23 protein-coding genes and 1 tRNA gene are annotated in these 24,452 nt (G+C 65.3%); 10 read left to right on the forward strand and 14 right to left on the reverse strand.

The features are described from left to right. Positions 1-54: 54 nt before the first annotated feature. The 3 genes from RVY76_RS03355 to RVY76_RS03365 are packed head-to-tail and all read right to left on the reverse strand — an operon-like array spanning position 55 to position 1,946. Positions 55-519, reverse strand: a complete 465-nt coding sequence (locus tag RVY76_RS03355) for a DUF2948 family protein (protein WP_317375843.1) — start codon at positions 517-519, stop codon at positions 55-57. Further along, a complete protein-coding gene (murA, locus tag RVY76_RS03360; RefSeq protein ID WP_317375844.1) occupies positions 516-1,787 on the reverse strand; it encodes a UDP-N-acetylglucosamine 1-carboxyvinyltransferase in 1,272 nt (423 codons plus the stop codon). The genes RVY76_RS03355 and murA overlap by 4 nt, the downstream gene beginning before the upstream one ends. Before the next feature lie 9 nt (positions 1,788-1,796). Then, positions 1,797-1,946 carry a hypothetical protein gene (locus RVY76_RS03365; protein ID WP_317375846.1) on the reverse strand — a complete coding sequence of 50 codons (150 nt, stop codon included), beginning with the start codon at positions 1,944-1,946 and terminating at the stop codon, positions 1,797-1,799. 120 nt (positions 1,947-2,066) lie between these two features. Between RVY76_RS03365 and RVY76_RS03370 the strand changes: the two genes are divergently transcribed. After that, positions 2,067-2,141 (forward strand) — tRNA-Thr (locus tag RVY76_RS03370). Positions 2,142-2,359: 218 nt separating this feature from the next. Here RVY76_RS03370 and RVY76_RS03375 read toward each other — a convergent pair. The 8 genes from RVY76_RS03375 to RVY76_RS03410 form a co-directional block, all read right to left on the reverse strand. After that, positions 2,360-4,393, reverse strand: a complete 2,034-nt coding sequence (locus RVY76_RS03375) for an NAD(P)-binding protein (protein ID WP_317375848.1) — start codon at positions 4,391-4,393, stop codon at positions 2,360-2,362. 67 nt (positions 4,394-4,460) lie between these two features. Beyond that, on the reverse strand, positions 4,461-5,219 hold the full coding sequence (locus RVY76_RS03380) for an amino acid ABC transporter ATP-binding protein (RefSeq protein WP_317375850.1): 759 nt from the start codon (positions 5,217-5,219) through the stop codon (positions 4,461-4,463). A 14-nt stretch (positions 5,220-5,233) separates the two neighbouring features. Further along, positions 5,234-6,010, reverse strand: a complete 777-nt coding sequence (locus RVY76_RS03385) for an amino acid ABC transporter permease (protein WP_317375852.1) — start codon at positions 6,008-6,010, stop codon at positions 5,234-5,236. Continuing rightward, positions 6,007-6,753 carry an amino acid ABC transporter permease gene (locus RVY76_RS03390; RefSeq protein WP_317375853.1) on the reverse strand — a complete coding sequence of 249 codons (747 nt, stop codon included), beginning with the start codon at positions 6,751-6,753 and terminating at the stop codon, positions 6,007-6,009. The genes RVY76_RS03385 and RVY76_RS03390 overlap by 4 nt, the downstream gene beginning before the upstream one ends. Before the next feature lie 75 nt (positions 6,754-6,828). Next, positions 6,829-7,674 carry a transporter substrate-binding domain-containing protein gene (locus RVY76_RS03395; RefSeq protein ID WP_317375854.1) on the reverse strand — a complete coding sequence of 282 codons (846 nt, stop codon included), beginning with the start codon at positions 7,672-7,674 and terminating at the stop codon, positions 6,829-6,831. Beyond that, entirely contained in the window at positions 7,646-9,199 is a 1,554-nt protein-coding gene (locus tag RVY76_RS03400) for an FAD-dependent oxidoreductase (protein WP_317375855.1), read from the reverse strand. The genes RVY76_RS03395 and RVY76_RS03400 overlap by 29 nt, the downstream gene beginning before the upstream one ends. Positions 9,200-9,272: 73 nt before the next feature. Next, positions 9,273-10,181 carry a LysR family transcriptional regulator gene (locus tag RVY76_RS03405; protein ID WP_317375856.1) on the reverse strand — a complete coding sequence of 303 codons (909 nt, stop codon included), beginning with the start codon at positions 10,179-10,181 and terminating at the stop codon, positions 9,273-9,275. Further along, positions 10,178-11,095, reverse strand: coding sequence for a LysR family transcriptional regulator (locus RVY76_RS03410; protein ID WP_317375857.1), 918 nt, complete (start codon positions 11,093-11,095; stop codon positions 10,178-10,180). The genes RVY76_RS03405 and RVY76_RS03410 overlap by 4 nt, the downstream gene beginning before the upstream one ends. 135 nt (positions 11,096-11,230) lie before the next feature. On the opposite strand from RVY76_RS03410, the gene RVY76_RS03415 reads away from it, so the two are divergent. Then, positions 11,231-11,932, forward strand: a complete 702-nt coding sequence (locus RVY76_RS03415) for an HAD-IA family hydrolase (RefSeq protein WP_317375858.1) — start codon at positions 11,231-11,233, stop codon at positions 11,930-11,932. Further along, positions 11,932-13,224 (forward strand): FAD-binding oxidoreductase, encoded by a 1,293-nt coding sequence (locus RVY76_RS03420; protein WP_317375859.1) that lies wholly within the window; start codon positions 11,932-11,934, stop codon positions 13,222-13,224. Before RVY76_RS03415 ends, RVY76_RS03420 begins: the two co-directional genes overlap by 1 nt. A 27-nt stretch (positions 13,225-13,251) precedes the next feature. Here the strand turns inward: RVY76_RS03420 and RVY76_RS03425 are convergent, their stop codons facing one another. Further along, entirely contained in the window at positions 13,252-14,400 is a 1,149-nt protein-coding gene (locus RVY76_RS03425; RefSeq protein ID WP_317375861.1) for a lytic murein transglycosylase, read from the reverse strand. Positions 14,401-14,544: 144 nt separating this feature from the next. Between RVY76_RS03425 and RVY76_RS03430 the strand changes: the two genes are divergently transcribed. The 7 genes from RVY76_RS03430 (at position 14,545) to parA (ending at position 21,621) form a co-directional block, all read left to right on the forward strand. After that, entirely contained in the window at positions 14,545-16,134 is a 1,590-nt protein-coding gene (locus RVY76_RS03430) for an ABC transporter substrate-binding protein (RefSeq protein WP_317375862.1), read from the forward strand. A gap of 205 nt (positions 16,135-16,339) precedes the next feature. After that, positions 16,340-17,320 carry an ABC transporter permease gene (locus tag RVY76_RS03435; RefSeq protein ID WP_317375864.1) on the forward strand — a complete coding sequence of 327 codons (981 nt, stop codon included), beginning with the start codon at positions 16,340-16,342 and terminating at the stop codon, positions 17,318-17,320. A gap of 1 nt (position 17,321) precedes the next feature. Continuing rightward, positions 17,322-18,299, forward strand: coding sequence for an ABC transporter permease (locus tag RVY76_RS03440; RefSeq protein ID WP_317375866.1), 978 nt, complete (start codon positions 17,322-17,324; stop codon positions 18,297-18,299). Further along, positions 18,296-19,285, forward strand: a complete 990-nt coding sequence (locus tag RVY76_RS03445) for an ABC transporter ATP-binding protein (protein WP_317375867.1) — start codon at positions 18,296-18,298, stop codon at positions 19,283-19,285. The genes RVY76_RS03440 and RVY76_RS03445 overlap by 4 nt, the downstream gene beginning before the upstream one ends. Then, positions 19,282-20,283, forward strand: coding sequence for an oligopeptide/dipeptide ABC transporter ATP-binding protein (locus RVY76_RS03450; protein ID WP_317375869.1), 1,002 nt, complete (start codon positions 19,282-19,284; stop codon positions 20,281-20,283). Before RVY76_RS03445 ends, RVY76_RS03450 begins: the two co-directional genes overlap by 4 nt. 36 nt (positions 20,284-20,319) lie before the next feature. Continuing rightward, a complete protein-coding gene (locus tag RVY76_RS03455; RefSeq protein ID WP_317375870.1) occupies positions 20,320-20,937 on the forward strand; it encodes an exopolysaccharide biosynthesis protein in 618 nt (205 codons plus the stop codon). Positions 20,938-20,973: 36 nt separating this feature from the next. Then, positions 20,974-21,621, forward strand: a complete 648-nt coding sequence (gene parA / locus RVY76_RS03460) for a ParA family partition ATPase (protein WP_410796007.1) — start codon at positions 20,974-20,976, stop codon at positions 21,619-21,621. Positions 21,622-21,669: 48 nt separating this feature from the next. Here the strand turns inward: parA and RVY76_RS03465 are convergent, their stop codons facing one another. Further along, a complete protein-coding gene (locus RVY76_RS03465) occupies positions 21,670-21,876 on the reverse strand; it encodes a cold-shock protein (RefSeq protein ID WP_317375873.1) in 207 nt (68 codons plus the stop codon). A gap of 870 nt (positions 21,877-22,746) precedes the next feature. Further along, a complete protein-coding gene (gene ettA, locus RVY76_RS03470) occupies positions 22,747-24,402 on the reverse strand; it encodes an energy-dependent translational throttle protein EttA (protein WP_317375874.1) in 1,656 nt (551 codons plus the stop codon). Positions 24,403-24,452: the final 50 nt, after the last annotated feature.

Genomic DNA, 24,452 nt, shown 5'->3' on the forward strand with positions numbered 1-24,452 from the left:
CCGGCCCCTCTTTGCTATCTCAAATACGCATGGCGCGAGGGTCGTCAGGCGCGCTCAGGTCTCGTGATGCGGCACCTTGCCCGACGGCGCGTCGTAGGGCCGCGTGACGTCGCGCAGGCTGACCTCAAGCGCTTCGACATCGACCGCGATCGCACCGTCGCCCGCCAGCCAGAACACGATGCGCCCCGTCCCGTCCTCTCCGGGCTCGAGCGAGATCGACAGGAGCGACAGGACCAGGTCCTTCTCGCCGCGCTCGATCCCGTAGCTCTTGACGGCGAGCACGTCCTCGACGGCGAGGACGGATTGCACACGCTCGGCCCGGCCGATCGCCGCATCCTCCCAGCGGAAGCGGTTGAGAAGAAAGGCGAAGCGCCGTTGCGATCGCTGCCAGGTCATCTCGGTCGCCGGAAAGACTGCATCCTGCACCAGCGACGAGATCACCTGCAGATCCTCTGCATCCATGGCCCTGAGCCGGAGCGGCGCGGGGCCCGCATCCTCGAACCGTGCGTCCTCGGTCATCGGCCGGCCACGCGGGAGACCCGCGCCCCCACCGCCCCGAGCTTCTCCTCGACCCGTTCGTAGCCGCGATCGAGGTGGTAGACGCGGTTGACGATCGTCTCGCCCTCGGCCGCGAGGCCCGCGAGGATCAGCGACACGGAGGCGCGCAGATCGGTCGCCATGACCGGTGCGCCCTTGAGCCGTTCGACGCCCGTCACGGTCGCATGGCCCCCCTGCACGTCGATCCGCGCGCCCATCCGCATCAGTTCGGGCGCATGCATGAAGCGGTTCTCGAAGATGTTCTCCTCGAGCCGCGAAACGCCGTCGGCGGTGCACAGAAGCGCCATCATCTGTGCCTGCAGATCGGTCGGAAAGCCCGGGAAGGGCTCGGTCGCGACGTCGACGGCCCGCACGCGGCCATTGTGGCGCGAGACCTTGAGGCCGCGGGCCGTCTCCTCGATCGTGATCCCGGCGGCGTCGAGCTTTTCGCAGAAGGCCGCGACCAGATCCATCCGACCGCCGATGCATTCCACCCAGCCGCCGCAGATCGCGGGGGCGAGCATGTAGGTCCCGAGCTCGATCCGATCGGACACGACACGATGCGTCGCGGGAGAGAGCGCCTCAACTCCCTCGACCGTGATCGTCGATGTGCCTTCGCCCTCGATCCGTGCGCCCATGGCGCGCAGGCATTCGGCGAGATCGACGATCTCGGGCTCGCGCGCGGCGTTGCGGATCTCGGTCGTGCCGCGTGCCAGCGTGGCGGCCATCAGCACGTTCTCGGTCGCGCCGACCGAGACCAACGGAAAGTCCACGATGCCGCCCCTGAGCCCGCCCGAGGGGGCCGTCGCGTGGACATAGCCGTCGCGCAGGTCGAGCTCGGCGCCGAGCTTTTCGAGCGCGCTCAGATGCAGGTCCACGGGGCGCGCACCGATCGCGCATCCGCCCGGAAGCGACACCTCGGCGCGCCCCTCGCGCGCGAGGAGGGGGCCCAGAACGAGAATCGAGGCGCGCATCTTGCGCACGATGTCGTAATCCGCGCGCGTTCCCGTCAGAGCATGCGAGGACAGCGACAGGACCTGCCCGCCCTGCATCTGCGTCACCTCGGTTCCGAGCGATTGCAGGAGTTGCGTCATCGTCTGGATGTCCGACAGCCGCGGCGCATTGGTGAGCGTCAGGGGGCCGTCGCTCAGCAGCGTCGCGGGCATCAGCGTGAGGCAGGCGTTCTTGGCCCCCGCGATGGGAATCTCTCCGGCGAGCTCATGGCCGCCTTCGACCAGAATGGAATCCATCTTACCGTCCTACCGCTTGGATGTGTCGTCCTTGCCCGCGCCGCGTGCGCGGGCCTGGGCCTTGCGCTTTGCCATATTGGCCTTGAGCGCGGCCTTCAAGCGGTCGTCGCGGCTCTTCGCGGGAGAGGGTGGGGGAGTCGTTCCGGATGCCTTGCCCATGTCCCGATCTCTACCCGACGTGCGCGCTCCGGTCCAGATCGCACGACGCATCGGCAAAAAGCCTGCCCGACCTCTTGCGCCGGTCCATCTTCGCGTCTATTGACCCGCCACGATCGAGCCGCTGCCGTAGCTCAGGGGTAGAGCACTCCCTTGGTAAGGGAGAGGTCGAGAGTTCAAATCTCTCCGGCAGCACCACTCGGTCGAGGTCCCTCACGGACGTTCGGACCGGGTTCGGTTCGTGACACGTGCCGCTTTGTATCCATCAGCCATTTTCAGTGAGTCCGGTTTCCGCGCGGGCACATGTCGTCAGACGCGACACGCTGGTCGTATGGGTCGACATGCGATCGGAATCGGGAAGGCAGAGAGTTCCGCCGGCGGGCGGGCTTGCGAACCCGCCCGACCGCAAGCGGGAATCAGGCCGTGCGGCAGAGCCTCACCGCATCGTAGATCGCCGCATGGATGTTGCGGGAGGACTGTGCGTCGCCGATGCGGTGCAGCTCGTAACCCGGGCCGCGGGTGGGCTGGCGAAGGCCGTCGCGCAATGCATGGATGTCCGTCACGCCGTCGTTGGACGCCTCTTCCCGCAGATCGGCGAAGAGATCGTCCATCGGGACCGTGCCCATCTCGACCACGACCTGATCGACCAGTCGCCGCTCCACCCCGTGGGTGAGTTCGTTGACGAGCGTCGCCTCGAGGCGGTTTCCCTCCCTGCGCACAGCGGTCAGACGCAGGTTGCCGTCGGGCTTCAGACCCAGTTTCGCGAATTCCTTCTGCCAGCGGAACGTTTCCGGATAGACGAGATCCTGCCCGATATTCGTGTCGATCGTGGCAAGCTGCACCTCGGCACCTTCGGATTTCGCCATATGCGCCGCGAGCAGGGCGGGGTGTCGGCCCGTATTGTCCCAGACGAGGATCTCGGCGGCCGGCGGAACCTGGCGGCCGACGATGTCCCAGGCGCTGAGCACCAGATCGTCGCCAGGTCCGAATTCCGTCTGCGGCAGCCCTCCCGTGGCGAGCAGGGCCAGATCGGGGTCCATCTCGCGGATGTCGGACGGCTCGACGAAGCGGTTGCACTCGACCTCGATGCCGAGCGCCCGGAGTTCGGCTATCCGCCAGTCGACGATGGCGATGAGGTCGCGTCGCCAGTCGTTCGCCGCGAGGATGACCTGCCCGCCGGGGCGCGCGGCGGCGTCGAAGATCCGCACCTCGTGACCGCGCAATCCGAGGATGCGGGCCGCCTCGAGCCCCGCGGGTCCGGCACCCACGACGACGGCCTTACGCCGTTCCGGGGCCTTGGCGATATCGTGACCGATCGTCGTCTCGCGCCCCGTCGCCGCATTGTGCAGGCATTTCGGACGGTTCGGGCCCTGGCAATGACCGGCCCCGACGCAGGGGCGCACGCGCTCGGGTTCGCCGCGCATGAGCTTGGCCACCATGTGCGGGTCGGCGATCTGCGGGCGGGTGAGGCCTGCAAGGTCGACATGCCCTTCGGCCACGGCGAAGCGTGCCGATGCCAGATCCGATAGCCGTGCGGCATGGAAGACCGGCAGCCCGACCTGCCGCTTGAACCGGCCGACCGCGCCGACCCAGGGCGCGGAGGGGGTATCCATCCCCGGAAAGACCTCTTCGGAAAGCGACCGCGACGTGTCCATCGAACCGAAGAGCGCGTTGAAGAAGTCGACGGACCCTTCGCGTTCGAGGATCTGCGCGGCGGCCACGCACTCCTCTGCGCTGAGCTCTCCGTCGACGCCCTCGTCGATGACATAGCGCATGCCGACCACGAACCCGTCGCTCACGTTGCGGCGGATCTCCTCGTGGACCATGAGCGCGAACCGGATCCGGTTCTCGAGCGACCCGCCGAAGCGGTCGGTTCTCTTGTTGGTCTTGGGCGAGAGGAACTGTCCGATCAGATGTCCCGCGGCCAGCGTCTCGATTCCGTCGAGGCCGCCTTCCTCGCAGCGTCGCGCGGCCTGCCCGTAGGCACGGACGACGCGGGCGATGTCGTGTTCGTCCATTTCGCGCGGGATGCCGCGATGAAGCGTCTCGCGGATGGGCGAGGGCCCGATCGGCGGCAGCCAGTCCTGCGCATAGGGATCGCCGCGGCGGCCCAGATGCGTGATCTGGCACATGAGCGCCGCCCCCTCGGCATGCATGCGGTCGGCGAAGCGGCGGAAATGTGGAATGATCTCGTCCGTGCCGACATCGAGCTGACGGAAGATGTTGGGGCTGTCGATGTCGACATTCGACGAGCCGCCGAACATCGACAGGCCGATCCCGCCACGGGCCTTCTCGACGTGGTAGGCCTGGTAGGCCTCTTGGGGAAAGCCGTCCTTTTCCAGCCCGCAGGCATGGGCCGTGCTGATGATGCGGTTCCTCAGCGTCAGCCCCTTGATCGTCAGCGGCTGGAGCAGCGGATCCTTGGTGACGGTTGCCTGATCTTGCGGCATTCTGGGTCTCCCGTCGGGTGGGTCTCACCCGGTTCGGATGTTTCTGGAAAGGGCCTGGAGGGTCGGGTCAGAGGACCTTGGACAGGAACGAGCGCGTGCGCGGATCCTGCGGATCGCCGAAGAGGTTTGCGGGCGGGCCGCTCTCGACGATGCGGCCGGCATCCGTGAAGTAGACGCGATCCGAAATCTCGCGCGCGAAACCCATCTCGTGGGTGACGAGGACGCAGGTCATGCCCTCGGCGGCGAGCTGGCGGATCGTGACGAGCACTTCCTTCACCGTCTCCGGATCGAGCGCCGCGGTCACCTCGTCGAAGAGCATGATGTCGGGGCGCATGCAGAGGCTGCGGGCGATGGCGACGCGCTGCTGCTGGCCGCCCGAGAGTTCTGCGGGGTAGTTATCCTCCTTGCCCTCGAGCTGCACCTTCTGCAGCAGGGCGCGGGCGCGCTCCTCGACCTCCTTGCGGTTCTCCTTGAGGACGAGGACCGGGGCCATCATCACGTTCTGCAGGACCGTGCGATGCGGGAAGAGGTTGTATTGCTGGAAGACGATCCCGACCTTCCGGCGCAATGCGAGCTTGTCGAGCGTCTTGTCGTGTACTTCGAGACCCTCGACGCGCACCGAACCGGAGGTGACGGGGGTCAGGCCGTTGATCGTGCGGATGAGGGTGGATTTCCCCGATCCGGACGGGCCGATGATGCAGATCACCTCGCCCTTCATGACCTCGATGTCGATGCCCTTGAGCACCTCCACCGCGCCGAAGGACTTGTGGACGTCGCGGATCGCGATGATCGGTTCTTCCGCGCGGGGTGCGGTAGTGTCAGTCATGGCAGTCCCTCCTTTCAGGTGACCGCGGCGAAACGGCGTTCGAGCCGGCGCGTGAAGATCGAGATCGGGTAGATGAAGGCGAAGAAGATCCCCATCAGGAACAGGTAGAACGGCACCAGGAATTCCGGCCGCGCGCCCGCGGCCTCCATCGCCGCCTGCGTGTTCCCGAGCGCCTCGTTCACGCCCAGAACGGCGGCGATCGGCGTCATCAGCGTGAGAAGTGCGTACCAGTTCATCCAAGGCGGCAGCATCCGTCGGATGCACTGCGGCAAAATGATGTGGCGCAGGGTCTGTCCGCGGGTGAAGGCCAGGCTCTCGGCGCTTTCCCACTGGCCCGACGGGATCGACATGACCGCGCCCCGCAGGATCTCGGAGATGTTCGCCATGACGGGCAGCGCGAAGCCGATCGTCGCCTTGATCCAGGCCGGAACAAGCACCGTGTCGCCGCCCGGCAGCGTGACCTGGAACGGGACGAGGAACATGATCGCGAAGAGGATCACGATCCACGGTGAGTTGCGGAAGAGATGCGTGACGAGCCGGGCCGGTACGCGCAAGATCGCGCTGGGGCTGATCTGCATGAAGCCCAGGATGACGCCCGTGATCGTGGCGAGCGCCATGGCGAGCACGCTCATCAGCAGGTTCAGCACGAAGCCCTCGAAGATGAACGGCATCCATATGACGAGGGTCGCGAAGGCGCTTTCGCGCAATTCGCCGGTTTGCTGTGCGATTGCCGGGGCCGACCAGAGAAGGGCGGGGGGCACGATGGCCGCGATGGGGCCGAGCCGGTTCATTGGCCGTATCCCGGCAGGGCCAGGCGACGCTCGAGCATCGCCATGGCGCGCGCGATGATCGCGACCAGCACGATATAATAGAGAAAGAGGAGGATCATCATTTCCGGCACGTTCACGTTGTCCGACCAGATGCCGTTCAGGGTGTAGGTGATCTCGGGAACGGCGATCACGTAGGCCAGCGACGAGGTCTTGGCGAGGCTGATGATGTTGTTGGTAAGCGCGGGCAGGCAGATGCGGAAAGCCAGCGGCAGCGTGACATAGATGAATGTCTTGAGCCCCGAGAACCCGAGGGATTCCGCCGCCTCGACCGTCGTCTCGGGAACGGCCTCGATGCCCGAACGAAAAATTTCGACGTTGTAGCTGCCGCCGAAGATCCCGAGGGCGATGACGGACCACCCGAAGGAGCCGATGACCGGCTCGTACCAGCCGCCCATGTCCACCTGCGGCGTGATCGCGCCGAGAGCGAAGTAGAAGAACAGCAGTTGCACGATCGGAGGCGTGTTGCGGAAGCTCTCGATGTAGATCGCGACGAGCCAGCGCAGCGGACGGTTCTTCGAGGATTGCGCCGCGGCCCCGAGCACGCCGATCACCAGCGAAACCGCGATGATGCAGGCGATCAATTTCAGCGAGATCCACATGCCCTCGACGAAACGGTTCCAGTCGTATTGGTCGTAGAACGGCGAGAAGTTCAGGCCGGTCGTCTCGTAGAGCCGTTCGAAGAACGGCGCGATGAGGTCAAGCACGGTAGACACGATCCTCTCTCAGGAATGGGGACGCGGCACGCGCGCCGGGCGCACGGGCCGCGTCGCGACGGGCGATCAGTTCGAGAGATACGAATCGTCGTATTCGAGGCTCTCGTGCATCTCGGCGATCCAGGGCGAAGCCTTCACGCCCCATTTCTCCTCGAGCTCGATCAGCGTGCCGTCGGCATGCCACTTGTAGGCCATTCCCGTCATGAACGCGCCCCAGATTCCGTCGACTTCCTCGAGCGGGACGGCCACGCCCCACGGGTTCGAGAAGACGGTGTCGACGGGCATCTCGAACCCCTCCCAGTCGCCCGACGCGATGTCGGCCGCGATGGACGTGTCGTCGTAGACCCACGCCACGCAACGTCCGGCACGAAGGGCCTCCTTGCCCTCGGTGTTGCCGCCGAAGGCCACGACGTTCGCGCCGAACTCCTCCTCCGCGATGCGGTTGTAAAAGACGCCCTGCTTGCCGCAGACGGGCTTGCCCTCGATGTCCTCCCACGAGGAGATGACGCCTTCACGTGCCATCAGGGTCGGTCCAGATGTCCAGTAGGCGGGCTCGATGATGCCGACGACCTCGCGGCGGTCCGGGCGGTCCGACATGCCGCCGATCAGCAGGTCGATCCGGCCCTGGCGCAGGAACTCCATCCTGTTGGACGAGGTGATCACCACGGGTTCGAGCTCGACACCCATCCGGTCGGCGACGCTCTGCGCGAGGTCGACCTCGATTCCCTGAAGCGATCCGTCGGGCGCGCGGAACGCCCATGGGCGGAACGCGCCCTGAACGCCCACGCGCAGCACGCCGCGGTCGAGCACGGCCTCGAAGCTGTCGTTCTGAACCGCGTCCTGCGCCATCGCGGTGCCGCTTCCGATCAGGGCGAGTGCGATACTACCGGCCAATGTTTTCAGGGATGTCATGGATGTCTCCTTGTTGTGTCGGTCTTGTTGTCTGCCGGGTTGTTCCGGCTTCTTGCCGCGTGGCGTCGGCCACGCGGAACTGGTGCTCCTGCGCCGCGAGAAAGGTCTCGACCTGCAGGTGAATCCTGTCTTCGTCCCAGCCTAAGGACGGCGCGACACGCAAAGCGGCCTCGCGCGCCTCGGCGGGTGTGACCATGCCGCGCCAGGACGCCCCCTCGCGCGCGACGAGAATGCCGTGGAGGTCGAAGGCATGCTCATGCCTGGCGGCCCCGTGAGAGGCGGCGGGCCGCGCGTCCCTGCTTGCGCCATCCGGCGCAGCGATCCGCGCCCGGACCGCATTGAGGAGAAGCCTGCCGGCGCTGCGATGGGTCATGATCGGCCCGCCGGTCAGTGCAAGGACATTGGCAAAGCCGCGATCGGCAAGATCGTGGACCTTGCGGTCGCGCGCGCCCATGGGCTGCGCGGGATCGTGGGTCAGCGGGCGGACGCCTGCCCAGACCTGCTCGACGTCGCGCTGAGAGAGCTTCAGTCCGGGCAGGATCCTGTTGGCCTCGCCAATCAGGAAATCGACATCGTCCCGATCGACGCGGACATCGCGGGCATCGCCTTCGTAAGGTGTTTCCGTCGGTCCGAAATAGAAGCGGTCGTGCCCGAGCGGCAGACCGTAGAAGGGGCGTCCCAGACGGTTCAGCGTGGCGATTCCCCGATCGGCGAACCCCTCCGGCAGGCGAATGATGACATGCGCCCCCTTCGTGCCCCGGACGAGCGGCGGACCGGACGTACCGATGTCGTCGGCCCAGCTTCCCGCCATGTCGAGAACGACACGCGAACGGATTTCGTGCCGTCCGGAGGGCCCGTGAAGCGCGACGCGCCAAAGCCCGTCGGTTGCCCTGTCGAGCAGCTCGGCGCGGGTGCCGACGACGATCTCGGCCCCATGGCGTTCGGCCGCGAGGGCGTTGTCGATGCAGATCCGCTCCGGCGCTTCGAAGAGGTATTCACGGAAGGTTGCCATGCCCGTGAGGCTGTCGCGATCCCGGAGATGCCGCCCGATCGGATGCTGTGCCGCCTCGGCCCCGTTCATCATCCGGCGCTCCAAAGGTGGGCCCTTGCGGCAGGAAAGGCCGAGAAGGCGCAGGCCTATATCGATCTGCCACCTGGGAAAGGGGCCGTCGCGCCAGATCGGGAAGGCGAGCTCGATCGGCCGGGTCGCGACGCCGGGATCCCCGGCGAGTTCCGCACGGGCCTCCATCGCGTCGCGGGCCATGGCGAAGGCGCGACCGAAGCGGCGGGGGTGGCGCAGGGCGTCCGCGACGGGATGCGGCGTCTCGAAGTAACGCAGACCGCAATGAAGCATCCGCGAGGACCGCCCGCTGGCCCCCGATCCCAGATCGCGGGCCTCCACCAGAAGCGCGCTGTAACCTGCTCCGGCGATCTCGCGCAGGGCCGCGGTCCCGTTCGCGCCGCCGCCGATCACTGTGACGTCGTAGCTCGCTCGGAATGTTCTGGCGCTTGACTGGGGTTCCATTCCGGCCACTACACGTGAGCGTCGAACGGAAGCAAAATGCAAAATGCGCCTTTCAGTATGCGTCCGGCGCATATCACCTGAAAAGGTCGCCGAGCGCCTCGTCACGTAGGGTCTCGATCTCTCCGATGAGTTCCTGCGCCAAAGCACTCAGCGCGCGCATCTCGGGTTGCAGGAGCGCGAAGCGGCAGGGAATGCGTGGCCGGAAGGGGCGAAAGGTCAGACCCGATCCGCGCTGGGCCCATGCGGTGAACGGGTCCACGACGGCCAGCCCCTGGTGTTCTCGCACGAGGCTGCAGATCGAGGCCGACATGGTGCTTTCGACGAGCTGCTGGGGAACGATGCCCGCGCCCTGCATGATGTCGTCGAAGATCGGGCGGGCCGAGACGAAATGCGTCCAGCCGATGAATTCCTCGCCCACGAGATGGGTGGGGTGCACCTCAGAGACGTCGCTCAGCCGATGATCGTCGGGTATGGCCACGACGTAATCCGCATCGGCGAAGATCTTCGTCTCGAAGCCGGTCAGCCGAAAGGGAGTCTCGGCCAGGCCGAAATCCACCTGCTGCGTCGCCACCCATTTCTCGACGCTCACGGACATGCGGACGTTGAGCAGGACGCGCGCGTGGGGCCGGTTGCGCCTGAACCTCGCGATGGCGCGCGGCATGAAATCGAGCCCGAGCGCCGGAAGCGCGGCGACGCCCACGCCCGAATCCTGCCCCAGCTGCATGCGCCTGCCGAAATCCTCGAGCGAGCCCAGCGAGACGAAGAGGCGCTCGACCTCGTCGAGGAGGAGATGGGCGGCATGGGTCGGCACGACCTTGCCCTTGCGCCGCTCGAAGAGTTTGACGCCCTGGCTGTCCTCGAGCTTGTCGATCATCCGGCTGACGGCGGGCTGGCTGCGTCCGAGGATCGCGGCGGCACCCGACATCGTGCCGGTCCGCATCACGGTCTGGAACGCATCATAGATCGCCGGGCTGACCTTCACGCGGATCCCCCATCGTTCAGCACCCGTTCGAGCCCGAGATCCGGATACAGTGTTGCCGCGGCCCGGATGTCGCCTGCGATCTCGTCGGCGATCCACCGGGCGACGGAATCGACCGCCCAGTCTGGCGCGCCGGTGCGCCCCGTCAGCAAGCGGCAGTCGCGACCGGGACGGACGAGCGTCCCCGTCGCGGGGACGAGGCGCCCTTCGGCGAGCCAGTATGCCGCGACGTTGAGCCAGCCGGACGCGATCCCCTGGCCGACCAGCGCCGCCTGCACGACCACGGAATAATCCGAGAAGGCGAGGTCCTCGTCGAAGTCGCGATGCTCTGCCGCGAGAAGTTTCTGAAGGTCCGCAGCGGCCATGTTCTCAAGCCGGATGAGGGTGGGGCCGCGCGGCAGCGAACGCTCGAAGTAGTCGGGCGCGCAGAGGGGGACATAAGCCTCGTGCATGACGAACCTGCCGCGACTGCTGCCGGGATCGACGAATCGCATGGCAAGGTCCACGTCGTCGATCGGCCCGGACAGTGGTCCGGCGATGAGCTGGAAGCGCAGATCGATCTGTGGAAATGCCGCGTGGAAACGCGAGATCCGCGGCATGAGCCAATGCGTCGTGAATGCGGTCGAGACCGAAAGCGTGATCGTGACCTTTCCGGTCTTTCGCTCTTCAATGCGGCGAAGGGCGTTCTCGATCCCTGAAAATGCGTCGCTTACGGCCGCGCGAAGGATCTTTCCGTCTTCGCTGAGCATGGCACCGGGCCGTTTGCGCAGGAAGAGGTTCGTGCCGAGGAAACCTTCGAGAGAGGCAAGCGTGCGGCTGACGGCCGGTTGGGTTACGTTCAGTTCTTCGGCCGCGCGGGTGAAGTTCTCGTGCCGCGCCGCCGCCTCGAAAACGAAGAGCGCGCCCGCCGATGGCAATTTTCTGCGAAGCCCAACCATTACCTGAGATTATACATGGCCCCACAATTCGGGCAATTGCCGATCGCAGGTTGCATGCGCAGTCTCGGCGGAGGACGCAATTCGCCCCATGCACGGGCAGCCACAGGAGACCTCATGGATTTCTCTCGCTTCAAGCTTCTGACCTTCGACGTCGTCGGGACCTGCATCGATTTCGAGAGGGGCCTTCTGGAGGCCTTCCGGCGGATCGGCGGCGCGCGCGCAGCGGAACTGACCGACGATCAGATCTTCGCACCGTATCTCGAGGCGCGGGATCTCAATTACGGTCGGATGAGCAGTTCCTTCCTGGGTGTCTATCGTCACGTGGCGGGCAAGCTCGGGTTTCCCGACACCGAAGAGGCCGCCCGCGATTTCCAGCTTTCCGTGTTCGAGTGGCCGGCCTTTCCGGATTCCGCAGAAGCCCTTGCGCGGCTTCGGACGCGGTTCCGCCTCGTCGCCATGACGAACGGAGACCGGACCGCGTTCAGCGGGCATCACCATACGCTCGGCCGGCCGTTCCATGATGCGGTGACGTTCGACGATACCGGCTGCGCCAAGCCCGATCCCCGGTTCTTTGCCTACAATCTCGGGCGTCAGTCGGCGCTGGGCTATGCCAAGCACGAGATCCTCCATGTGGCACAGAGCCAGCATCACGATATCGGCGTCGCGCGGGAGCAGGGCTATGCGACCTGCTGGATCGAGCGTCGGCACGACCAGCCGGGCTACGGCGGGACGCCCGACCCCAAGACCTTCACCGAGCCCGATCTGAGGGTTCCCTCGCTCGCGGCGCTCGCGGATGCGGTTTTCGAAGGGGCATGATGCGGCTTCCGCCTCTTCCGGCGTCGCTCTGGCGCGATCAGGTGCCGGAGGTGGAGGCGGTACCGCTCAAGGGTGATTGCCGGTGCGACGTCGCGATCGTCGGGGGCGGATATGCGGGGCTTCACGCCGCGCTCGCACTGGCCGAAGCCGGCGAGGACGTCGTTCTCGCCGAGGCGGGGTGGGTCGGAACGGGTGGCAGCGGCCGGAACGGCGGTGTCGTTTCGGCCAAGTTCCGGCGCGGTTTCGACGATCTGGCGCGGCTTCACGGGATCGACATGTCGCGGCGGATGCATGACATCGCCCATGAAAGCGTCGACCATCTGATCGAGACGCTCGGTCGGCTCGGGATCGAAGACGCGGATTTCACTGCGAACGGTCAGCTGAAATGCGCGCATTCGCAGGCTGCCTTCGACCATCTTCGCGCGCAATCCCGCTGGCAGGCCGACACGTTCGGCACGGCACCGGCCCGCCTTCTCGATGCGGCGGAGGTCGAGGGTGAGACCGGATCTCCGGGCTTCGTCGGCGGGCTGCTGCAGGAGGAGGGTGGAACGATCCGGCCGCTCGCCTATCTCGCGGGGCTCTGGCGAGGGGCCCGGCGGAAGGGGATCGCGCTGCATGCGGGCACGCCCATCACCGAACTGATCGAGGAGGCGGGCCGCGTCAGGCTTCGCCATCCGGGCGGAGAGATCGTTGCCGACCGCGTCCTTCTCGCGACGAATGCCTATTCCTGGCTGACCCCCGCGGGTGCGACCCTCGCGCGGAGCCTCGTGCCGTTCCGCAGCGCGATGGTCGCCACCGCGCCGTTGTCGGAGGCTGCTTCCGCCAAGTTCCTGAGTGCCTCCCGCAGCTATACCGAGACGCGGCGCATGATGCGGTGGTTTCGCAAGATCGACGGGCGGATCGTGTTCGGCGGTCGCGGTGCCCTCGGAGCGGTCGAGTCGCCCGCGGCCTATCGCAGGCTCGAGAAGGCGCTGGTCGGGATCTTTCCGGATCTCGACGGTGTGGCAATCGATTATCGCTGGTCGGGGCAGGTCGCGCTCACTTTTGACGGGCTGCCGCATGCGGGGAGATTGTCGGATCGGGTCTTTTATGCCGGGGGCTTCAACGGCGCGGGCGTCGCGATGTCCGGGTATGTCGGCGACCGGATCGGCCGGATGATGCACGGCGAGCGCGTCGATCTCGGGCTCATCGCGCGCGAAAGTGTGCCGCGCGTTCCGTTCTATCCGCTGCGCGCGATCGGCGTGCGCGCAGCGACGTTCGGGTCGGAGATTATGGACGCGATCGGGCGCTGAGGCGGCCGCGATCGCGCGCCGCCCCGTTCAGCCTCCGAGGCTGTTCAGCAGCGCCACCGACGGATCGCCGGTCGGGGGCAGGCCGCGCGCGCCCTGATAGGCCGCGATCGCCGTGCGGCTGTTGGGTCCCAGCACGCCGTCGGTGCCTTGCGTGTCGTAGCCCGCGCGCGTCAGTCGGCGCTGGAGGTCCTCACGCATGTCCTTGGTGAAGCCGTAGCGGTCCGGCGGAAAGGAGGCGCGGATGGGAGGGCCGCCCGCGATGCGATCCGACAGGTGCCCGACGCCGATCGCGTAGTTCGTCGAGTTGTTGTAGCGCTTGATTGCATCGAAGTTGCGCGTGACGCGGAATGTCGGGCCGCCGGGTTGGGGCGTTATGGCGCTGCCCGACGCGGGGGCCGAGACGCCGACCTCGCCGCCCCAGCTCATGCCCCTCTGCCAGCCGGAGCGCGACAGATAGGCCGCCGTCGAGGCCAGCGCGTCGGAGGGATCGTCGGCCCAGATGTCGCGGCGTCCGTCGCCCGTGAAATCGACTGCGAATGCCTGATACGATGTGGGGATGAACTGCGTATGCCCCATCGCGCCGGCCCAGCTTCCGACCATGTTCTCGGGCGTCGTGTCGCCGCGTTCGATGATCCTGAGCGCGGCGAGGAGCTGGCTTTCGAAGAACTGCCCCCGCCGCCCGTCATAGGCGAGCGTCGATGTCGAGGAGACGATCGGGATGTTGCCCCGGCGCGAGCCGTAATTCGATTCGAGCCCCCAGATCGCGGCGACGACATTCGCGGGCACGCCGTAGCGTGCCTCGATCGCGTCAAGCGTCGGGCGGTACTGGCCGTACATCCGTCGGCCCGTCGCGACCTTTTCTTCCGACGCCGCGATCGCGAGGTAGTCTTCGAGCGACCGCGTGAATTCGGTCTGGTTGCGGTCGCGCTCGACCACGCCGGGGAGGTATCCCGCGCCGCGGAAACTGCGGGCGACCACCTCGGGCGAAAGGCCCTGCGATGCCGCACGACCTCGGAAGCCGTCGACCCAGGCGGACCAGCCGGCATTCGGAACCGGCCTGAGGTCGTCGGGCAGCGGGTCGCGCGACACGGGCGAAAGCCGCCCCGCGCCGCCGCCGCATGCGGCGAGTCCCGAGGCCGCGACGCCCCCCATGAAAATCCTGCGCGAAATCCGCATCCACTCGTTCCTCGTTTGCCTGTTTTGCAGCAGCCTAGCCGCTTTGGCGCGCAGGTCCAGAGATGCTTGAGTCTGCGGCGTTCTATGGCTTGTCATCTCGGCTGCGGCCAGCATACTCGGCCAACCAACACGGGAGAATTCTCAATGAACCTCACGAGACATGCTTTGCTCGCGACGACCGCGCTGGGCCTCCTCGCAGGGGCCGCCCAGGCCCAGACGCTGCGCTGGGCCGCCGCGGGCGACGCGCTCACGCTCGATCCCCACGCGCAGAACGAGGGGCCGACGCACACGATGAACCACCAGATCTACGAGCCGCTGTTGCTGCGCAACACCGCAGGCGATCTGGAGGGAGCGCTCGCGACCGACTGGCAGGTCAGCGAAGAGGATCCGAATGTCTGGATCTTTACCCTGCGCGACGGCGTGACCTTCCACGGCGGACAGGAATTCGACGCCGAGGACGTGATCTTTTCGATCGAACGCGCCCAGTCGCCCAACAGCGGCATGAAGGAACTTCTGGGCTCCATCGTGGAGGTCCGCGCGGGCGAGGGGAACACGGTGGAGTTTGTCACCGACGGGCCGAACCCGATCCTTCCGGCGAACCTCACCAACCTCTTTATCATGGATCAGGGCTGGGCCGAGGAGAACGACGCGACCGAGGTTCAGGACTACGCCGCCGGCGAGCAGACCTATGCCGCCGCCAATACCAACGGCACCGGGCCCTTCCAGCTGTCGAGCCGCGAGGCCGACGTGCGAACCGTGCTCGAGGTCTTTCCCGATTACTGGGGCATGGACGAGTTCCCGATGGCGATCGAGCGGGTCGAGTTCACGCCCATCCAGAACGCGGCCACGCGCGTCGCGGCGCTCCTCTCCGGCGAGGTCGATTTCGTCCAGGACGTGCCGGTCCAGGATCTCGAGCGCGTGCAGGGGTCCGACGGGCTCGAGGTGATCACCGCGCCGCAGAACCGGACGATCTTCTTCGGGATGAATGTCGGGGCCGACGACATCGAGAACGACGATGTCGATGGCGAGAACCCCTTCTCGAAGGTCGAGGTCCGGCAGGCCATGAACATGGCCCTCAACCGCGACGCCATCCAGCGTGTGGTCATGCGCGGCCAGAGCGATCCGACCGGCATCATCATTCCGCCCTTCGTCCAGGGCTGGACCGAAGAGCTCAACGCCCCGCCCGAGGGCGACATGGACGCGGCGCGGCAATTGCTCGAGGAGGGGGGCTATCCCGACGGGTTCTCGGTACAGCTCGATTGTCCGAACGACCGCTATATCAACGACGAGGCGATCTGTCAGGCCGTCGTCGGGATGATGTCGCAGATCGGCATCAACGTGAACCTCAACGCCATGCCCAAGGCGCAGTTCTTTCCGCTGATCGAGAACGGCACGACCGATTTCTACCTTCTGGGCTGGGGCGTTCCGACCTTCGATTCGGAATACGTCTTCAACTTCCTCGTCCACACCAAGGACGACAGCATCGGAACCTGGAACGCGACGGGATACAGCAACCCCGAGCTCGACAGCCAGATCGAGAGCCTGTCCTCGATGACCGATCTCGACGCCCGCGACCAGGAAATCGCCGACATCTGGGCGACGGTGCAGGAGGAGACGATCTATCTGCCACTGCACAACCAGGTGTTGAATTGGGGTATCGCGGACGGCTTCGAGACCGAGGTGCAGCCCGAGGATCAGCCGAAGGTGAAGTACTTCGAGACGACGGGGTCCTGAGACTTCTCGCGGGGCGGATGAGGATTCGCCCCGCCCATGGATGTTTCGCACGCGAAACATCCGCAGCCGCCCGGCCCTTGCCGTCGCGTCGCGAGACGCACCCGCGACATGCAGCAAGGGCCGGCGCGTGCCACAGACCCCTTTGCCGCGCCTGCGCGGCGGATGATGCGCCACGACCCGTTTCCCGAGCCGGAGCCAGATCACCATGCTAGCCTTCATCCTGCGAAGGGTGTTCCAGTCCATCGTCGTTCTACTGATCGTGGGGTTCGTCGCCTTCTCGATGTTCACCTTCGTGGGCGATCCGATCGACAACATGCTGGGGCAGGAGCGGACGCAGGCCGATATCGCGCGGTTGCGCGCGCAGCTCGGCCTCGACCAGCCATTCTTCGTCCAGTACTGGAATTTTCTCGGCAACGCGCTCCAGGGGAATTTCGGCCTGTCCTACAGGCAGGGCCGCCCCGTGGCCGACATCCTCGCCGAACGCGCACCCGCGACGATCGAGCTTGCCGCGGTCTCGGCCTTCTTCGCGATGGTTCTCGGGATCGGGCTGGGTGTCTTCACGGCGATCAGGCGCGACGGGTTCGCGTCGAATGCGATCATGACGCTTTCGCTCATCGGAGTATCTCTGCCGACCTTCCTGATCGGCATCCTGCTCATCTACGTCTTCGCGGTCGAACTCGGCTGGCTGCCATCCTTCGGTCGTGGAGAGGTGGTGGATCTCGGCTGGTGGACGACGGGCTTTCTGACGGCCAGCGGGCTGAAAGCGCTGATCCTGCCGGCGATCACGCTGGGTCTGTATCAGATGACCCTCATCATGAGGCTCGTCCGCTCCGAGATGCTCGAAGTGCTGCGGCAGGATTACATCCGTTTCGCCCGCGCGCGGGGTCTGAAGGAGCGGGCGGTCAATTTCCGCCATGCACTCAAGAATACGCTGGTGCCGGTCATCACCGTGACGGGCCTGCAGCTCGGGGCGATCATCGCCTTCGCCATCATCACCGAGACGGTATTCCAGTGGCCGGGCGTCGGCCTTCTCTTCATCAACGCGATCCAGTTCGTCGATATCCCGGTGATGGCCGCCTACCTGATGCTGATCTCGGTCATGTTCGTGAGCATCAACCTGATCGTCGACCTGCTCTATTTCGCGATCGACCCGCGGCTGAGGGTCGGCAAGGGCGGAGGACATTGACATGAGCGACGCGACCGAAGGGGCCTCGCGCCACACCGACGCCACCGCCGAGAAACCGACACCGCAGAGCCGCTTCGGCCGGGCCTGGGATTCGGATTTCGCATGGAAGTTCCGCCATTCGCCCGTCGCGATCGGTGCGACGATCGTCATGCTCGTAATCGTCCTGGCGGCAATCCTCGCGCCGTTCATCGCGCCGCACGATCCGTTCAATCCCGGGTCGCTGAACCTGATGAACGGCTTCACGCCTCCGGGCGCGGCCAACGAATTCACCGGCGACCTCTTTCTTCTTGGGACCGACGATCAGGGGCGGGACGTGTTCTCGACGATCCTCTACGGGCTGCGCGTGTCGCTGTTCGTGGGGGTGTCGGCGGTGCTGCTCGCCATGGTGCTGGGCGTCACGTTCGGGCTTATCGCGGGATATTCGGGTGGGCGGATCGATACGCTCATCATGCGGATCGCCGATATCCAGCTTACCTTCCCCTCGATCCTCGTCGCCATGCTGATTTTCGGTGTCGCCAAGGGGGTGACGCCCGTCGGATACCGCGACCAGATGGCGATCTATGTCCTAATCCTTGCGATCGGGCTCAGCGACTGGGTGCAGTTCGCCCGCGTGGTGCGCGGTGCTGCAATGGTGCAGGCGGGCCGCGAATACGTGGCGGCCGCGCGTCTTATCGGGCGCAAGGGGCCGTCGATCATGCTGCGACATATCCTTCCCAATGTGTTGTCGCCGGTCCTCGTCATCGCAACAATCTCGCTTGCACTGGCGATCATCGCCGAGGCGACGCTGAGCTTTCTGGGGGTGGGCGCGCCGCCGACGCAGCCCTCTCTCGGCACGCTCATCCGGATCGGGCAGGGGTTCCTCTTCTCCGGCGAATGGTGGATCCTGTTCTTCCCGGCCGTCACGCTGCTCGCGCTTGCGCTGTCGGTGAACCTCCTCGGTGACTGGCTCCGCGATGCACTGAACCCGAGGTTGAAATGACCGGTACTCCCGTCCTCTCCGTACGCAATCTCTCGGTCGAGATCCCTGCGCGGAACGCCGTGCTGAAGCCTGTCGATTCCATGAGCTACGACATCGCTCCGGGCGAGGTGCTGGGCGTCGTCGGCGAATCCGGTGCCGGAAAGTCCATGACCGGCAACGCGGTGATTGGGCTTCTCGACCGGCCGGCGCATATCTCGGGCGGCGAGGTCCTTCTCAATGGCAAACGGATCGACAATCTGTCGCTGAAGAACCTCCGGCGCATCCGCGGTGCCGAGATCGGAATGGTGTTCCAGGACCCCCTGACCTCGCTCAACCCGCTCATTCCGATCGGCGATCAGTTGATGGAGACGATGCTGGCGCATCTCGATATTTCGCAAGCCGAGGCCCGCAAGCGGGCAGTCGCGGCACTCGACGAGGTGGGGATTCCGGGGGCGGCGGACCGGATCGACAGTTATCCGCACGAATTCTCGGGCGGCATGCGGCAGCGCGTCGTGATCGCCCTCGCGCTTTGTGCCGAGCCATCGCTCGTCATCGCGGACGAGCCCACCACCGCGCTCGACGTGAGCGTGCAGGCGCAGATCATCGCCCTGCTGAGGCGTCTTTGCCGGGACCGGGGGACTGCCGTGATGCTTATCACCCACGACATGGGTGTGATCGCCGAGACGGCCGACCGGGTCGCGGTCATGTATGCCGGACGCTTGGTCGAACTCGGCCCCGTTCGCGAGGTTCTGGGCAATCCGCGCCACCCCTATACCGAAGGCCTGATGGGATCGACGCCTGCGGCGAGCGCGGGGCGTGCGCGCCTTCACCAGATCCCGGGCGCGATGCCGCGCCTCGGTCATCTTCCCAAGGGATGCGCCTTTCATCCCCGCTGCCCGAAGGCGCAGAACGATTGCATGCGCGATCCGGGGCCGACGCTTGCGACATGTGACGGACGGGCGGCCTGCTGGCATCCGGTCAATATCGAGGCGGAGGTCCAGCGATGAGCGCGATCGTCACCGTCAGTCATCTGGGCCGCCGCTTCGACGTGTCGAAGCCATGGCTCAACCGCGTGATCGAACGTCTGCCGCGGCGCAGGCTCATCGCGGTGAGCGACGTGAGTTTCGAGATCGAGACCGGAACGACCTACGCCCTTGTCGGGGAAAGCGGATCGGGCAAGTCCACCATCGGCAAGATGCTGGTCGGACTTCTGGAACCGAGCGAGGGCGCGGTCGAGATCGAGGGCGTGAACCTCGCGACCGAGCGTGATCGCAGCAAGATCGACGGTGTCCGCGGCGATATCCAGATGATCTTTCAGGACCCCTATGCGAGCCTCAATCCCCGCTGGAAGGTGCGCGACATCATTGTCGAGCCGCTCGCCGCGCGCGGACGCAAGACAAAGGGCATCGCCGAAAAGTTGCTCGAGCAGGTCGGGCTTTCGGCGGCCGATGCGGGCAAGTTTCCGCACGAGTTCTCGGGCGGCCAGCGGCAGCGGATCTGCATCGCGCGCGCGCTCGCCTCCGAGCCGCGCTTCATCGTCTGCGACGAGCCGACATCCGCGCTCGACGTGAGCGTGCAGGCGCAGGTGCTGAACCTGATGTCGGACCTCAAGGACGATTACGGGCTGACCTATCTCTTCATCAGCCACGACCTGACTGTGGTGACCCACATGGCCGACCGCGTGGGCGTGCTCTATCTCGGACGTCTGGTCGAGGAGGCTTCTCCCGAGATGCTGAACGCGCGGCCGGCGCATCCCTACACCCAGATGCTGCTCGACGCGGCCCCGAGGCTCGACGCGTTCGGCCGCGAGGTCGAGCCGCCGACGGGCGAGATACCCGATCCGATCAACCCGCCTTCGGGATGCGTGTTTCACCCGCGTTGTCCCCTGGCCGCCGATCGCTGTCGGAGGGAACGACCCGAGCTGCGAAAGGTTGGTGCGGCGCGCGTCGCCTGCCATCGCGCCGAAGAAGCGATTGCGAGCTTCGAGGACCGCGCAGGCGCGTGACCGAGAAACATCGATCGAACGGCTGAGCAAGCATTCATGGCGACACCCCCTTCCGACCGGGCGCATCACGTCCGGGACGTGATCGATCAGCTCGACGATCTCACGGATCGCGACCGCATCTTCGTGTCGGACGTGGTCGACGCGTTCGGGACGACGGCCTTCCTGCCTGTGATGATGGTGCCGGCATTGCTCGTCGTCTCCCCGCTGAGCGGCATTCCCCTCTTCTCGAGCGTTTGCGGGATCACGATCGCAATCATCGCTTCGCAGCTTTTCCTTCACCGGCCACGGCTTTGGCTGCCGGGATTCATGCGACGGCGAAACGTATCTGGGTCCCGCATGCACGAGGCCATCGGCAAGATCCGCAAGCTCGCGAACTGGATCGACCGCCATTCGCGCGACCGGCTCAGGTTTCTGACCAAGCAACCGGGACGGCAGATCGCCTACGGGGCCTGCATGATGAGCGGCTTCGCCATGCCATTCCTGGAGATCGTGCCGTTCTCGTCATCCCTCATGGGGTTCGCTGTTCTCTGCATCGTGGCGGGGTTGCTGGCGGTGGACGGATTGTTCGTGCTCATCGGGCTGAGCATCATCGGGCTTGCCGCGACGATTCCGTTTTTCGTCTGGACAGGTCTCATGGCGGGGTCGGGGGCTTGAGATTGCTCTGGTCCGGGCGATCGCCTAGGCTCGGAAATGGTGCATGAGGGAGAACCGTCCGTGGCACATGTTCTGACGATCGCGCAGCAGAAGGGCGGGTCGGGCAAGACGACGCTCGCCGTCAACCTTGCGGTCGCGCTGACCCGGGCAGGTCACCGCGTCGCAGTCCTCGATACGGATCCGCAGGGATCGCTCGGCCGATGGTTCATGGCACGGCGCGAGGCGGGTATTGAGGATATGGATTTCGGCACGGCGAGCGCATGGGGCGTCGGCTACGAGATCTCCAAGCTCGCCAAGACCAGCGACTTCGTCATCGTCGACACGCCACCCAAGGTCGACAGCGACCTGAGGCCGGCTCTTCGCGAAAGCGATCTGGTGCTGGTGCCCGTGGCGACGTCGCAGGTCGATCTCTGGGCGGTGGATTCCGTGCTGGATCTGGCAGACCGGGTCGGGCGACCGACGATGATCGTGCTGAACCGGTTCAAGTCCGGCACGCGCGTCTCAGAAGAAATCGACACGGCCCTAGCCGAGATGGGAGCCTCGAGGGCGAAGTCCGTGCTCGGCAACCGGGTGGTCTATGTCGAAACGCTGGGGCAGGGGCGCGGCGTTCAGGAGCGCGGCAAGGGGGCCTGGTCGGACGAGGTCGAGGCCCTGTGCAACGAGATCCTCGGCACGCTGACATGAAAAAGGCGCGGGATGACCACGCCTTCCTCTATCTTGCTTCGGGCCGGTTCAGGCCAGCGAGAGGTTCGTCGCCGACTCACGTCCGTCGCGGCCGGTCTCGAGGTCATAGGTGACCTTCTGATCGTCGCTGAGGCCGGTGAGGCCAGCGCGCTCAACAGCGGAGATGTGGACGAAAACGTCCTTGCCGCCCGTCTCGGGAGCGATGAAGCCGAAGCCTTTGGTGGTGTTGAACCATTTCACGGTGCCGTTGGGCATGTGAGTTCTCCTGTCGTGTATCTGTTCGCGAAATTGCAACAGCGTGGCAAAGTTTGCCCTTGATCGAGTGCGCTGAAGCCCGGAACGGAAGACAGATCGGTCGATAGAGGTCGTCTTAGCAAGTGTGTTTCTGACAGATCGACCGCGGGATTGCAAGCCTCGTGCCGAAAGGTGCACGGCTTGGACTACTGAGAGAGTACTTTGCGCAAGGCAAATCCAGCATCTTGAATGTGCACGACCCCAGCTCTTTTGAGCCTGCTTCGGAGTGGGCGCAAGGCGGATCAGGCAAACCGGGAACAATTTTGTAAGGCGAGAGGTTGGTAAGCAAATCCAAACAGGAGATATCATCATGCTTGGACGTATTTTCCGTAGCCTGCTTGGTGGTCGTCGCAGGACGATGCGGCGTCGTCGCAGTCCTGAATCCCAGCTTGCGCGTGGCGCGGCACGGACAGTCAGCAAGAAGCTCTGACAATAGATCGATTGTCGCCCGGATGGGCAGCAGATTAGGCCCGCCGCGTGACCGCGTGGCGGGCCTTTCTTTGTGCGTCATGGCGAGTTGTCATCGGGTATCCGCGTCGCGCGTTCGGCTATGCTCCAACCGCCAGTCGCAACAGCGCAAGGGTATGAGTCTGCGCTCCCCTGATAGACAATCCGGACCATGGGGAAGCTTTTGGAATTCCGGCACCGCAAGGAGATCTCAGGTTCCGTTTGGGACCGGCGATCATCCAATAAGAGCCTTACGCCATATGGCCGAAGTTGGGCCGCCTGACCGCATCCTGTAATTATCAGGTGCCGTGCGAAAGCCCGTCGCCGGGAAAACCGGCATCTTGGGAAAAGCCGGCACGCACCGCGCGCCGGCTCCGGTCCGCGTTACCGGGAGAACTTCTTGAACTTGACCCGCGTGGGCTCGAGCGAATCAACGCCCAGACGCCGTTTCTTGTCTTCCTCGTAATCCTCGAAGTTGCCCTCGAACCATTCGACATGCGCATCCCCCTCGAAGGCGAGGATGTGGGTGCAAAGCCGGTCGAGGAAAAAGCGGTCGTGGCTGATGATGACCGCGCAACCTGCGAAATCCTCGAGCGCGTCCTCGAGCGCACGGAGGGTTTCGACGTCGAGGTCGTTCGTCGGTTCGTCGAGGAGCAGGACGTTGCCGCCGGACTTCAGCAGCTTCGCCATATGGACGCGATTGCGCTCGCCGCCCGAAAGCGATCCGACCTTCTTCTGCTGATCGCCGCCCTTGAAGTTGAAGGCTCCGCAATAGGCGCGCGAATTCATCTGCGCGTCACCGAGGTCGATCACTTCGCCGCCGCCCGAGATTTCCTCCCAGACCGTCTTGCTGGGATCGAGCGCGTCTCGGGACTGATCGACATAGGCGAGATCGACCGTGTCGCCGAATTCGACGCTCCCTTCGTCCGGCTGTTCCTGGCCCGTCAGCATTCGGAACAGCGTCGTCTTGCCCGCGCCGTTCGGCCCGATCACCCCGACGATCCCACCGGGCGGAAGGCTGAACGACAGGTTCTCGACGAGGAGTTTCTCACCCATGCCCTTCTTGAGATTCTCGACTTCGATGACCTTCTGGCCGAGCCGCTCTCCGTTCGGAATGATGATCTGGGCATTCGCGAGCTTTTCGCGCTCGGACTGATTGGCGAGCTCTTCGTAGGCGGTGATACGCGCCTTCGACTTCGCCTGGCGGGCCTTCTGACCCTGTCGCATCCAGTCGAGTTCGCGCTGCAGGGTCTTCTGCTTCGACTTGTCCTCGCGCGCTTCCTGCTCGAGCCGCTTGGCTTTCTGCTCGAGCCAAGCGGAGTAGTTTCCTTCGTAGGGAATGCCACGCCCGCGATCGAGCTCCAGGATCCAGCCGGTGATGTCGTCGAGGAAATAGCGGTCATGGGTCACGATGAGGATCGTGCCCTTGTATTCCATCAGGTGATTCTGCAGCCAGGCGATCGTCTCGGCGTCGAGATGGTTGGTCGGTTCGTCGAGGAGAAGCATGTCGGGCTGTTCCAGCAGCAACCGGCATAGTGCCACGCGCCGTGCTTCACCGCCCGACAGGGTGGACGGATCCGCGTCGTCGGGCGGGCAGCGGAGGGCCTCCATCGAGATGTCGATCTGGCTGTCGAGATCCCAGAGATTCTGGGCGTCGATCTCGTCCTGAAGCTTCGACATCTCCTCGGCGGTTTCCTCCGAGTAGTTCATCGCGAGCTCGTTGTAACGTTCGAGCGTCGCGCGCTTTTCACGCACGCCGAGCATGACGTTCTCGCGCACGGTGAGAGAGGGGTCGAGATGCGGTTCCTGCGGGAGGTAGCCGACCTTCGCGCCTTCGGCGGACCAGGCTTCGCCGGTAAAGTCCTTGTCGAGACCCGCCATGATCTTGAGAAGTGTGGATTTACCCGCGCCGTTCACACCAACGACGCCGATCTTGACGCCTGGCAGGAAGTTCAGGCGGATGTTCTCGAACAGCTTCTTGCCGCCCGGGATCGTCTTGGAGACGCCGTCCATGTGATAGACGAATTGATAGGCTGCCATTGGATGCTCCGCACGAAGGATGTCAGGTTTCGCGCGCTTTTAAGGGATCG

The organism is Palleronia sp. LCG004, assembly GCF_032931615.1.
GTDB lineage: Bacteria > Pseudomonadota > Alphaproteobacteria > Rhodobacterales > Rhodobacteraceae > Palleronia.